The organism is Streptococcus sp. 4886 (assembly GCF_013276485.1).
Classification (GTDB): Bacteria; Bacillota; Bacilli; order Lactobacillales; family Streptococcaceae; genus Streptococcus.
This window is the reverse complement of sequence record NZ_VMLD01000009.1, coordinates 149,177-162,373: the sequence shown is the minus strand read 5'-3', so window position 1 is coordinate 162,373 and position 13,197 is coordinate 149,177. Positions and strand designations below refer to the sequence as shown.

Here is a 13,197-nt window from a genome sequence, read left to right as displayed (position 1 = left end):
GGGGATTATTTTTTGTACAATATTTGTCGTCCTAATCAGCCTGATTAGGATTTTTTATTAAGCCTCTTTCATGGCAAAATAAGCCCGTACTTTTGGAGCCACTTGCGTGCCGAAGAGTTCAATAGCTCTCAGGACTTGGTCATGAGGCATGGAACCAAGCGGTAGATGGAGCATGAAACGGTCCAAATCTAAATCCTCAATCATGCGAATCAATTTTTCTGCCACCTGATCTGGATTTCCCACAAACATAGCACCATTTGGCCCAACTTGCTCCAAATATTGCTCATAACTCAATTCATGCCAGTGTGGACGGTCTTTGGAAATTGCATCCACCACTTGCTTGGTCGGATGGAAATAATCTTTTACAGCCTGCTCGCTATCTTCAGCAATCCAACCCCAAGAATGAGCTCCAACCTTTAGTTCCTGGCTAGCATAACCCGCTTCGCTCCCAATCTCACGATAAGCCTGAATCAACTTTTTAAAATAACGAGGGTTGCCACCAATAATGGCATAGACAATCGGTAGGCCTTCCTGAGCAATCTTCACTGTTGATTCGACATGACCACCTGTCGCTATCCACAAGGGTAATTTGTCCTGAACTGGACGAGGATAGACTTCTTTGCCAGAGAGTGTTTGGGTCAATCGCCCTTTCCAGTCTAGCTTGGTCTTTTCATTGACTAACTGAAGCAAGTCTAATTTCTCATCAAAGAGGGCTTCGTAGTCTTTCAAATCATATCCAAACAAGGGAAAAGATTCCGTGAAAGAACCCCTTCCGGCCATAATCTCCGCACGTCCATTTGACAAAGCATCGATAGTGGCATACTGTTGGAACAAGCGAATCGGATCCATGCTCGAGAGAATGCTGACTGCACTGGTCAAACGAATTTTCTTGGTATTGACTGCCCCAGCTGCCAGGACAATCTCTGGCGCAGATACCGCAAAATCCTCTCGATGGTGCTCACCAATCCCATATACATCCAAGCCAACCTTGTCAGCTAGTTCAATCTCTGCCACCAACTGACGAATGCGTTCGGCATGACTGTAAGTTTGCCCAGTCCCTTCAAGCTCCGTTGTTTCCCCAAATGTTGAAATTCCCAATTCTACCATTGTGATTCTCCCTGTCTATTTCTGTCCTTCAATTTGAAAAATTATTCTAACACGAATCTTGAGTACAGGCAACCAATTTGCTCACAAGAAAAAGCCTAGATAACTAGACTTTTTTAGCTTATTCTACCGTTACTGATTTAGCAAGGTTACGTGGTTTGTCCACATCGAGACCACGGTGAAGTGTTGCAAAGTAAGCGACTAATTGCGTTGGCACGACCATTGAAATTGGTGAGAGGTAAGGGTGTACAGTCGTAAGGACGATATCATCTGTCTCTTTAGCAACATTTTCTTCTGCGATAGTGAGAACCTTGGCACCACGGGCTGCGACCTCTTGGATATTTCCACGAGTATGGTTGGCAAGGACTGGATCTGACAAGAGGGCCAAAACAGGTATTCCTTCTTCAATCAAGGCAATGGTTCCATGCTTGAGTTCTCCTGCCGCAAAGCCTTCACACTGGATGTAAGAAATCTCTTTAAGTTTGAGACTTGCTTCCATGGCTACATAGTAATCTTGACCACGCCCAATATAAAAGGCATTGCGAGTTGTTTCAAGAAGCTCACGAACCTTGGCTTCAATGGTTTCTTTCTCTGAAAGAGTTGATTCGATAGACTGAGCTACGATTGACAACTCATGAACCAGGTCAAAGGCTTGCGCTTTAGCATTGCCATTTGCTTCTCCGACTGCTTTTGCCAGGAAGGCAAGGGCTGCGATTTGTGCTGTATAAGCCTTTGTTGATGCCACGGCAATTTCAGGACCTGCATGAAGAAGCATGGTATGGTTAGCTTCACGAGAAAGAGTTGAACCTGGGACGTTTGTCACTGTCAAGCTTGGGATTCCCATTTCATTAGCCTTAACCAAAACCTGACGGCTATCCGCTGTTTCACCAGACTGGCTGATAAAGATGAAGAGTGGTTTCTTGCTGAGAAGTGGCATACCGTAGCCCCACTCAGATGAGATTCCCAGTTCAACTGGTGTATCTGTCAATTCTTCCAACATCTTCTTAGAAGCAAATCCTGCGTGGTAAGATGTTCCAGCTGCAAGAATGTAGATACGGTCTGCGTCTTGAACAGCCTGGATGATAGCTGGGTCTACGACAACTTGACCAGCCTCATCTGTGTAGGCTTGGATGAGTTTACGCATAACCGTTGGTTGCTCGTCAATTTCCTTGAGCATGTAGTAAGGGTAAGTTCCTTTACCGATATCTGACAAGTCAAGTTCTGCAGTATAGCTAGCACGCTCACGACTGTTGCCATCATAGTCTTGAACTTCGACACTATCAGCCTTGACGATTACCAATTCTTGGTCATGAATTTCCATATATTGGTTGGTTTCACGAATCATAGCCATCGCATCTGAGCAGACCATGTTGTAGGCTTCCCCAAGACCAATCAAAAGTGGTGATTTATTCTTAGCTACGTAGATAACTTCAGGATCTTGTGAGTCAACCAAGGCAAAGGCATAAGAACCACGGATGATGTGAAGAGCTTTTTTGAAGGCTTCAAGAACTGAGAGGCCTTCTTCTTCCGCAAATTTTCCAATCAAATGAACGGCGATTTCAGTATCTGTTTGCCCCTTGAAATGGTGACCTGCAAGGTATTCTTCCTTGATTTCAAGGTAGTTTTCAATCACCCCATTGTGCACCAAAACAAAACGTTCAGTCTCAGAGCGGTGTGGGTGAGCATTGTCCTCAGTTGGTTTCCCGTGAGTTGCCCAACGAGTATGTCCGATACCAGTTGTTCCCTCAACACCAGCTGTCTTAGCAGACAATTCTGCAATACGACCAACAGCCTTCACCAAATGGTTCTCAGCACCACCTAAGACAAAAATCCCCGCAGAATCATAGCCACGGTATTCGAGCTTTTCAAGCCCTTGAATCAAAATATCAGTTGCATTTGTGTTTCCAACAACACCAACAATTCCACACATAGTATATACGACACAGGCAAGCTGTGCTTTCTCCTTAAATTGGTATAGTCTAATTCCTCTTTTATAGAATCAGCAAAAACAGTATATACTTGTTTCTTTCACTTGTCAAGAGTTAAAATTGGTATAGTTAAAATTCATCTCCTGTAAGCAAAAAACTCTGACCAATTAGGATAATCAGTCAGAGTCCTTTTTAAAATCCATTATTATCGCTTAATTCCTTGAACCAGTGCCCTGATTTCTTCAGACGACGTTCTTGCGTTTCCAAGTCTAATTCGACCAAACCATAGCGATTTTTATAGCTGTTGAGCCATGACCAGCAATCGATAAAGGTCCAAATTAAGTAGCCCTTACAATTGGCTCCGTCTTCAATGGCACGGTGCAGTTCACGAAGATGACCTTTTACAAAGTCAATACGATAATCATCTTGAATCATCCCATCTTGACGGAATTTTTCCTCTCCTTCAACACCCATACCATTCTCTGTCAACATCCACTCGATATTACCATAATTTTCCTTGATATTTTGGGCAATGTCATAAATCCCTTGCTCATAAATCTCCCAGCCACGATGAGGATTGATTTTACGTCCAGGCATCACATAAGGCTCGTAAAAATGTTCGGGTAAGAGTGGACTCTCTGGATGCTTAGCAAATCGAGGTGCCATAACACGCAAAGGCTGATAGTAGTTGACACCAAGGAAATCCACTGTATTTTCACGAATGAGCTCCAACTCTTCCTCCGTAGTATCAGGCAAGAGACCGTGTTCATGCAAGATTTCTACCAACTCCTGTGGATAAGTCCCCAAAACAGACGGATCTAAGAAAGATTGGGCCTGAAAGAGATCCGCAATACGAGCAGCCTTGACATCAGCAGGATGCTGGCTACGTGGATAAGCCGGTGTCAAGTTGAGGACAATCCCAATCTTGGAATCTGGCAAAAGTTCATGACAAGCCTTAACCGCCTGACTGCTGGCCAATTGTGTATGATAAGCTACTTTAACCGCCGCTTCTGCATCCACCTTATGTGGATAATGGGCATCGTAAAAATATCCAAATTCTACTGGAACGATTGGCTCGTTAAAGGTAATCCATTGATCCACTAAATCTCCATAAGTCTCAAAACAAAAACGAGCATAGTCTTCATAGGCTGAGACAGTCGCCTTATTTTCCCAACCGTCCCCATCTTCTTGAAGAGCAAAAGGCAGATCAAAATGATAGAGATTGACTAAAAGACGAATTCCTTTAGCCTTAATAGCCTCAAAAACCTTACGATAGAAATCCACACCTTGAGCATTGACTTCCCCACGCCCTTGTGGAAAAATCCGTGACCATTGAATAGAAGTCCGAAAGGCTGTGTGACCAGTTTCTACCAGTAGCTCAATATCCTGTTCCCAATTTTCATAAAAGGTCGATGTCTTATCTGGACCAATCCCATTATAGTAACGATTTGGCTCCACTTGGTACCAATAATCCCAGAGATTATCTCCCTTACCGTCACCAGCTACACGTCCTTCTGTTTGTGGTCCAGAAGTAGAGGATCCCCAGACAAAATCCTTTGGAAATCTTAGCATACATTTACCTCTTTATCTACTCATTTTTCCCATTATACAGAAAAAACAAGGTAAAAACTAGTTACATTTTTTCCTTGTTTTTCTTCTGATTATAGTTTTTATTTCTTGCTGAGAATTTCAAGCGTTTCGAGCAAGTTATCTGCATGAACTTCGATGGTATCACCAGTCGCTTTAATCTTCACTTCTACGATGCCATCAGCCGCTTTCTTCCCAACAGTGATACGAATCGGCAATCCAATCAAGTCACTATCGCTGAATTTGACTCCGACACGTTCATTACGGTCGTCTGTCAAGACTTCGTAACCAGCTCCCATCAAGCTTGCTTCAAGTTTTTCTGTCAGAGCTTGTGCTTCTTCGTCCTTGACATTGACAGTAATCAAATGCACATCAAATGGTGCCAATTCTTTAGGGAAGTTGATGCCCCATGCGTAACGGTATTCACCTTTTGGCGTTTTGTTAACAAAGAGACGAGCGTGTTGTTCCATCACTGCTGAAAGGAGGCGGCTGACACCGATACCGTAACATCCCATGATGATTGGCACAGCACGGCCATTTTCATCCAAAACATCTGCTCCCATGCTTGCTGAATAGCGAGTACCGAGTTTGAAGATGTGACCAATTTCAATACCACGCGCAAAGTTAAGGACTCCTTGCCCGTCTGGAGAAATTTCACCCTCACGAACTTCACGGATATCCACATATTCTGCAGTAAAATCACGGCCTGGGTTCACACCAGTCAAGTGGTAGCCATCTTCGTTAGCACCGACAACTGCATTGCGAACATCTTGCACCTTACGATCTGCAATGATTTTAACATTCTCTGGCAAACCAACCGGGCCAAGTGAACCAAATCCTGCTTGAACAACATTTGCCACTTCTTCTTCACTAGCAACGTCAAAGAAATCTGCTCCCAAGTGGTTTTTCAACTTGACTTCGTTGAGTTGGTCATTTCCAACTAGAAGGGCTGCAACAAGCTCACCATCTGCCATGTAGAAGAGGGTTTTAATCGTTTGTTCTTCTGGAACGTTGAGGAAGGCTGCAACTTCATCGATTGATTTAACATCTGGTGTTGCAACACGAGTCACTTCTTCTTCAGCGACAACACGGTTGCTTGGTTTGTACTCGTTTGTTGCCATTTCCAAGTTAGCCGCATAGCTAGATTCACTTGAGTAAGCAATGGTATCTTCACCAGAGACCATCCATTTGAGCAATTCTGCCTTGATGTCTTCTTGCACTTCTGTAGGAATTTCGTCAAATGAGGCAACTGACTTGTCCAAGACAACCCAGCGGTCAAGGTCTGTACGAGCAGGTGTAATGGCCATAAATTCTTGGCTGTCCTTACCACCCATGGCTCCACCGTCACCAATGATAGCCTTGAAGTCTAAACCACTACGAGTGAAAATACGCTCATAAGCAGCCTTATACTCATCATAAACACTGTCCAAGCTATCATAGTTAGCGTGGAAACTATAAGCATCCTTCATGATAAACTCACGTGTACGAAGAAGTCCATTACGTGGGCGTTTTTCATCACGATACTTAGGCTGGATTTGGTAAAGGTTAAGTGGCAATTGCTTGTAAGACTTAACAGAATCACGGACAATAGCTGTAAAGGTTTCTTCGTGAGTTGGACCTAGGATAAAGTCTGATTTTTCACGGTTTTTTAGTTTGTAAAGGTCCTCACCATAAGTTTCGTAACGACCTGATTCGCGCCACAATTCTGCACTGAGAAGGGCAGGAGCCAACATCTCCACTGCACCAATCTTATCGAATTCTTGGCGCATGATATTTTTAGCTTTTTCAATCACACGATTAGCAAGTGGTAGGTAAGAATAAACACCTGCAGATACTTGGCGAACATAACCAGCACGCAACATAAGAGCATGGCTGATAACTTGAGCATCGCTTGGCATTTCGCGAAGCGTTGGGATAGGCATTTTACTTTGTTTCATAATATTCCTCGATTATCTAAAAAAGAGTCGCATAATGTCATTCCAGGTCACAGCAATCATCAAGACAACCATGATGACCACTCCGGCCAAGGTGACATAAGTTTCAATTTCTTGTTTCAATGGTTTGCGGCGGATGGCTTCTAGGATATTGAGCACAATCTTACCACCATCCAGGGCTGGAATCGGAATAAGATTAAAAATCCCGATATTGATGGAAATCATTGCCAAGAAGTACAAGACATTCTCAATTCCATTTTTAGCAGCGTCACTACTTGCCTTAAAGATGGCAACAGGTCCACCTAGCTTGTTCAAATCCGGTTGGAAAATCAGATTTTTCAGAGCTGAGAGAATTCGGAGGGCCGAGTCAGCAGCAGTTGTAAAACCACCTACAAACATGGATAGAAAATCTGACTTAATCCCCGGTTGAACACCTAGAAGGTAACGGCCTTGACTTTCTTCCGGAGTAACCGTAACTTGTTTGTCACTACCCTTTTCAGAAATAGTCACATCCAAGGTTGGGGCCGTCTTATCTTTGGTTTCTGATTCCACAGCCTGAATCAAACTTTCCCAGTTGCTAATCTTATGTGAACCAATCTTGGTAATCTGTGCCGTTTCTGGTACTCCCACCTTAGCCAAAGCCCCTTGAGGCATGACATGGAACTGGTTGGTATCGACATCTCTGACACCACCCTGCATGAAGATTAAAATCCAGAAAACAACGACACCTAAGATAAAGTTATTCATAGGTCCTGCAAAGTTGGTAATCAGTTTGCCCCAGATAGTTGCATTTTGATATTGCACATCTAAAGGTGCAATCCGAACCTCAGTACCATCTGCTTCCACAACCGTTGCATCGTGATCCACTGCAAATGTTTTTTCTTCTTCCAGAACCAAGCCCTTGATAAAGAGCTTGTCTTCAAAGTCAAACTGGGTCACCTGCATAGGAAGAGCTGTTTGATCCAATTTTTTACCTGAAAGATTGATGCGTTTAACCTTACCATCATCAGTAAGCGTCAAACTGACAGGAGTTCCTGTCTTGATTTCAGTTGTATCATCACCCCAACCAGCCATGCGAACATAGCCACCCAGAGGCAAGATGCGAATGGTATAGGCCGTTCCATCCTTGCCAATATGAGCAAAGATCTTGGGTCCCATGCCAATGGCAAATTCACGCACTAGAATCCCTGATTTCTTGGCAAAGTAGAAGTGTCCGAACTCGTGCACCACTACAATAATCCCAAAAACCAGAATAAAGGTTAAAATTCCGAGCATAGTATTTCCTCCGTCTTTTGATTAAAAGAGTCCAAACAAGTGCATGATTGGAAATACAAGCAACATACTATCGAAACGATCCAAAACACCACCATGTCCAGGGATAAATTTCCCAGAATCCTTAACACCAAAGTGACGCTTAATCGAACTTTCTAGTAAGTCACCAAATTGTCCAGCAATGCTAAAGAAAATAGCAAAGACTGACATCTTGTAAATTCCATACGGAAGAGCGACTGTGCTGTCAACAATCATAAAGATGATAGTTACTAAAATAGCGCCTAAAATACCACCCAAGGCCCCCTCAAAGGTTTTATTTGGAGAAACTGTCGGAGCTAATTTTCGTTTCCCATAGTTCATCCCAACAAGATAGGCACCACTGTCTGTTGCCCAAACAATACACAAGGCTAATAATGCCTTATCTAAACCTGCAATTCTAGCATCTAATAGAGCATTAAAACCAAAGCCCACATAGAAACTCATAGCAAGCGGGAAAACAGCATCCTCAATTGTATAAGACTTGCTAAAAACGGTCGTTCCTAACATGATTGAAATCAAAACACTATAAGCAACCACATTCCCATCAACTGGCAAAAAAGTCAGGTAATTCTCCAAGGGAATGGTCAAGGCAAAGGTTGCAAAGAGGGTCAAGAGGCCCTCCATCGTCATGGTCTCTAGACCTCTCATCTTCAAAAGTTCATGCATGGCTAGCATAGCTATGATTCCAATTGCTATCTGAAGCAAGAGTCCCCCAATCATCAAAATCGGTAGGAAAATAGCCAGGGCAATTCCTGCAAACAAGGTTCTTTTCTGTAAATCCTGTGTCATATTTCCTCCTAAACTCCTCCAAATCGGCGATGACGACGATTGTAGGCAAGAATGGCTTCCTGCAAGGCTGTCTCGTCAAAATCAGGCCACAAGGTGTCCGTAAAATAGAGCTCACTATAGGCTCCCTGCCATGGAAGGAAATTACTCAAACGCAATTCCCCACTAGTCCGGATAATCAAGTCCGGATCTCGTAAGTCCTTAGGCAAATGCTGGGTGAAGAGATAGTTGCCAATCAATTCCTCTGTGATGTCACCTGGGTTGATTTTGGCATCTAAAACATCCTGAGAAATCAACTTAAGAGCCTGTGTAATCTCAGCACGTCCACCATAGTTGAGGGCAAAATTAAGAATCAAACCTGTGTTGTTCTTAGTCAATTCCTCAGCCTTGGTCAGAGCTTCAAAAGTTTGCTTAGGCAGGCGGTCCGTTTCCCCAATCATTTGAATCTTAACATTATTCGCATGTAGTTCTGGAACATAATTATCATAAAACTCTACTGGCAAGTTCATGATAAACTTGACTTCCTGATCTGGACGGGTCCAATTTTCCGTAGAAAAAGCATAGACCGTAATAACCTTAACGCCCAGTTTGTTGGCTGCCTTGGTCACAGTTTGCAATGCTTCCATGCCCGCCTTGTGTCCAAAAACTCGCGGTTGCATACGTTTTTTAGCCCAACGGCCATTGCCATCCATAATGATGCCGATATGAGCAGGAACCTGTGTCGGAACCTCTACTTCCACAGCCTTATCTTTCTTAAAAAATCCAAACATGATCTTATTCCTATTCAAAAATCTATCGTTTCATTATACCATATTTCCTCATTTTCTTCTATCACTAAGCTATTTATACTCTTCGAAAATCTCTTCAAACCATGTCAGCTCTATCTGCAACCTCAAAACAGTGTTTTGAGCAACCTGCGGTTAGCTTCCTAGTTTGCTCTTTGATTTTCATTGAGTATTATTCTCAGGCACAAAGCCCATTTCCAAAAAAATAAGCCGCCTGATTTGGCGACTTTATTTTTTATAGGGAGATTATTATGAAAAAGTTTTAGGAGTTTAAGTTAAGGTCTTCTTAACTTATGGACTTAGTATACACTTCCTAGCTTAAAGTTTCCTTAAGTATTTTTAAAAATCAAATTTTTCCATTTCTCCTGCCAATTTTTCTTGGATAATCGTGTTTGATAGAGCTTCATTCGGTCTTGATTCTCTAAAAAATGAGGAGTTGGACGAACTTGAAAATTCAAAATATCCTCCAAACTATAAGGTGCATAGAGTTCCAAAGCGGATTCTTCATTCAAGCGTAGTCCAACAGCCGTACATCGTTCTGGATACTTACTCATAGCATCACGAGAACTGGTATAGGGAGCAGTGTGAGGACTGTGCTGATGCATATAGACCTGATTTTTCAACTCCCATTGGTACTGAGGAGAATCCTCTCGTAGCTTTTTCTCCAGTAATAAGGTTTCCTCATAAGAAATATCTGGATTAAAGAAAATCACATCTACATCTGTTTCACAGTCAAAAGGGGATTTGTCTGACAAGAGATTCCAGATGAAATTTCTGACAGAACCCGCTGCCAACCAGGAATCTGTCAACTCCAGGTTTCGGATGATAGTCAGAATAGTCATCATATCTGGATTTTTTCTAAAAGCCTCTAGAATTTCTTGCTTATTTTTCACTGTACTCATACCCCAAATGCTCATATGCCTTAGCAGTCGCCACCCGTCCAGACCGCGTACGCATGATAAAACCTTTTTGAATCAAGTAGGGCTCATACATGTCCTCCACTGTCTCACGCTCTTCTGCTATGTTAACAGAAAGAGTTCCTAGACCAACAGGGCCACCACCGTACATCTCAATCATGGTCCGAAGGATTTTTTGGTCCACATAGTCCAAACCTTCATGGTCAACATCCAGCATGGTCAAAGCCTTATCGGTAATAAGATCATCGATCACCCCATTCCCCATTATCTGGGCAAAATCACGCACGCGCTTGAGGAGACGATTGGCAATACGAGGGGTTCCACGACTACGCAAGGCCAACTCGGATGCTGCCTCATGAGTGATTTTCATCTCAAAAATATCTGCCGTCCGCTCAACAATTTCCGTCAAATCAGCATGGGCATAATACTCCATATGACCTGTAATTCCAAAACGTGCCCGTAGCGGATTTGAGAGCATACCAGCCCGAGTCGTCGCACCAATCAAGGTAAAAGGTGGCAACTCCAAATGAACACTGCGACTACCTTCACCAGCACCAATCATGATGTCAATGTAAAAGTCCTCCATGGCACTATAAAGCACCTCTTCCACCGACATGGGCAAGCGATGAATCTCATCAATAAAGAGAACATCCCCAGGCTCTAAGTCATTCAAAATCGCTACTAGATCTCCGGCTTTTTCAATGACAGGCCCAGACGTCTGCTTGAGATTGACACCCAGTTCGTTGGCAATAACAAAGGCCATGGTCGTTTTCCCCAAACCTGGAGGTCCAAATAAAAGGACATGATCCAGCGCTTCATCCCGCATTTTGGCAGCTTCGATAAAGATTTGGAGCTGATCCTTGACCTTATCCTGCCCGATATATTCACGTAAATACTGAGGACGGAGCGTGCGTTCTACTAACTCTTCATCCCCCATTATCTCATTGTCTAAAATTCTACTCATGGCTCTATTATATCAAAAAACCAAGCCACAAACAAAAAAGCCACCCGATTGGGTGACTCCCGAGTTTAGCACGTATGTGGTATAATATTATACGGCACTGCTACACCGCCTGCGAAAGGAGGTGAGATAGCCCATGATGGATACAATACTTAAAACTATCATCGGACCAATTGTGGTCGGTGTCGTTCTTCGCTTAGTCGATAAATGGCTAAACAAGGATAAATAGTGTCAAAAAGACCCCAAGCTTATTTGGACGTGAGCTTGGGGTCTTTTCTAGCCTATGATATAGACACAATACTTAATTCCCTTTTATTATCCCATAGTTCACAAAATTTGTCAAAGGTTTATATTCTCTTAAACCTCTGTACAACAAGACTTTCAAGATTGCGAAAGTTATCGGAAAATGATGTTTAGAAAACTCCCGAAAAGCCTGAAATAGAGCCAAAAAACTCCACCTGATTGGGTGACTCCCGAGTTTAACATTTATGTGGTATAATATTATACGGCACTGCTACACCGCCTACGAAAGGAGGTGAGATAGCCCATGATGGAATTAGTACTCAAAACTATCATCGGACCAATTGTGGTCGGTGTCGTTCTTCGCTTAGTAGATAAATGGCTAAACAAGGACAAATAGTGTCAAAAAAGACCTCAAGCTTATTTGGTCGTGAGCTTGGGGTCTTTTCTAGCCTATGATATAGAACTAGTACTCAATTCCCTTTTATTATCCCATAGTTCACAAAATTTGTCAAAGGTTTATATTCTCAGCTTCTCAAGCTTTAACCGCTTTACAACAAGACTTTCAAGTTTAAGAGAAAGTTAGGGATTCTATCAATTTCATAGAAATTTTGATTTAGTAAACGAATAGAAAATCTTACATGTCACTCCTCATTTAATACGCCACTACTGGACAAGCAAAATCATTATTACAGCAGTTCCAGTCCTTCAATTAACAGTCACTTACAATCAAATTGAGTTTGAAGTAGCTGAAGTAACAGCAAACCTATTTCTTAGTCATATTTCCTAAAAAGTCCCCGCCAATTCCCCAACCAAAATCCGAAAAATACCGGAAAATATCGGAAAATGATGTTTAGAAAACTCCTCAAAAGCCTGAAATAGAGCCAAAAAACTCCACCTGATTGGGTGAAGTTAAGGGAGATTATGATGAAAAAGAAAAGTTTAGGATTTTATTAAATAAAGTTAGGAGGTCTTTATTTAATAACTATATGATACAAGACGAAGCTTAAAACTAGCTTAACTTTTTTCAAATTCTACCATTTTTCAAAAAATTTCTATTACCATCACCTCACCCCACAAAAAAGCCACCTGATTGGGTGGCTTCATTAGGAGATTATGATGAAAAAAGTTTTAGGATTTCATTAAATAAAGTTAGGAGGTCTTTATTTAATAACTATATAATACTAGATCATCCTTAAACTTTGCTTAAGAAAAACAGGTTTTATTATTTTTCTCGATTCATCCAAGTCATTCCTATACAATTATAGGTGGATAAGATTTCAAAGCCCATAGAACGATAAAATCCCACGTTTTTTTCTGTCTCTTCTGTCACCAGCTGGACTTGATAGGCATCTTTGTAATCCTCTAAAGCCTCTTTCATTAGGGCACTACCAATCCCTTGGCGCTGATAGATTGGTAAAACGATTAAATCCTGAACCAATACTGATGAGAATCCATCTCCAACCAAACGAATCAAGCCCACCACAGCATCACCATCAAGTGCCACATAAATCGCTAATGAATGAGACAAGGCCTGCTCCAGCATCTGAGGTTGATTTGTATAATTTGTCCAACCGACAGCCTGATAGAGATGCAAAACATCCTCTAGCTTGACAATTTCTTGCTTTTTAATAGTAATCATGT

Annotated in this window: 12 protein-coding genes; 2 read left to right on the top strand and 10 right to left on the bottom strand. The window is 42.2% G+C overall.

Features of this window, described 5'->3' with window-relative positions; all coding sequences use genetic code 11:
- Positions 1–57: 57 nt before the first annotated feature.
- From HT679_RS05175 to ruvB, 9 genes are all read right to left on the bottom strand, one after another.
- Positions 58–1,107: an LLM class flavin-dependent oxidoreductase gene (locus tag HT679_RS05175; RefSeq protein WP_173213345.1), complete on the bottom strand. Its 1,050-nt coding sequence runs from the start codon at positions 1,105–1,107 to the stop codon at positions 58–60.
- Positions 1,108–1,225: 118 nt separating this feature from the next.
- A complete protein-coding gene (gene glmS, locus HT679_RS05170; protein ID WP_173213343.1) occupies positions 1,226–3,034 on the bottom strand; it encodes a glutamine--fructose-6-phosphate transaminase (isomerizing) in 1,809 nt (602 codons plus the stop codon).
- A gap of 190 nt (positions 3,035–3,224) precedes the next feature.
- Positions 3,225–4,604, bottom strand: a complete 1,380-nt coding sequence (gene bglA / locus HT679_RS05165; protein ID WP_173213341.1) for a 6-phospho-beta-glucosidase — start codon at positions 4,602–4,604, stop codon at positions 3,225–3,227.
- A gap of 98 nt (positions 4,605–4,702) precedes the next feature.
- Positions 4,703–6,556, bottom strand: a complete 1,854-nt coding sequence (locus HT679_RS05160; protein WP_173213339.1) for a proline--tRNA ligase — start codon at positions 6,554–6,556, stop codon at positions 4,703–4,705.
- A gap of 12 nt (positions 6,557–6,568) precedes the next feature.
- Complete coding sequence (gene rseP, locus HT679_RS05155) at positions 6,569–7,828, bottom strand: RIP metalloprotease RseP (protein WP_173213337.1); 1,260 nt, start codon at positions 7,826–7,828, stop codon at positions 6,569–6,571.
- A gap of 21 nt (positions 7,829–7,849) precedes the next feature.
- Positions 7,850–8,653, bottom strand: a complete 804-nt coding sequence (locus HT679_RS05150; RefSeq protein ID WP_049524343.1) for a phosphatidate cytidylyltransferase — start codon at positions 8,651–8,653, stop codon at positions 7,850–7,852.
- A gap of 8 nt (positions 8,654–8,661) precedes the next feature.
- Positions 8,662–9,420 (bottom strand): isoprenyl transferase, encoded by a 759-nt coding sequence (locus HT679_RS05145; RefSeq protein ID WP_166736646.1) that lies wholly within the window; start codon positions 9,418–9,420, stop codon positions 8,662–8,664.
- A 344-nt stretch (positions 9,421–9,764) separates the two neighbouring features.
- Positions 9,765–10,337 (bottom strand): nucleotidyltransferase family protein, encoded by a 573-nt coding sequence (locus HT679_RS05140; RefSeq protein ID WP_173213335.1) that lies wholly within the window; start codon positions 10,335–10,337, stop codon positions 9,765–9,767.
- Positions 10,318–11,316 carry a Holliday junction branch migration DNA helicase RuvB gene (gene ruvB / locus HT679_RS05135; RefSeq protein WP_319946277.1) on the bottom strand — a complete coding sequence of 333 codons (999 nt, stop codon included), beginning with the start codon at positions 11,314–11,316 and terminating at the stop codon, positions 10,318–10,320. Before ruvB ends, HT679_RS05140 begins: the two co-directional genes overlap by 20 nt.
- A 133-nt stretch (positions 11,317–11,449) precedes the next feature.
- Here ruvB and HT679_RS05130 point away from each other — a divergent pair, with 133 nt between their 5' ends.
- The gene (locus tag HT679_RS05130) at positions 11,450–11,542 is read left to right on the top strand and encodes a type I toxin-antitoxin system Fst family toxin (RefSeq protein WP_000969509.1); all 93 of its coding nucleotides are present in this window, start codon (positions 11,450–11,452) and stop codon (positions 11,540–11,542) included.
- A gap of 318 nt (positions 11,543–11,860) precedes the next feature.
- Positions 11,861–11,953 (top strand): type I toxin-antitoxin system Fst family toxin, encoded by a 93-nt coding sequence (locus HT679_RS05125; protein ID WP_000970382.1) that lies wholly within the window; start codon positions 11,861–11,863, stop codon positions 11,951–11,953.
- Positions 11,954–12,778: 825 nt separating this feature from the next.
- Here the strand turns inward: HT679_RS05125 and HT679_RS05120 are convergent.
- Positions 12,779–13,195, bottom strand: a complete 417-nt coding sequence (locus HT679_RS05120; protein WP_173213333.1) for a GNAT family N-acetyltransferase — start codon at positions 13,193–13,195, stop codon at positions 12,779–12,781.
- Positions 13,196–13,197 lie beyond the last annotated feature (2 nt).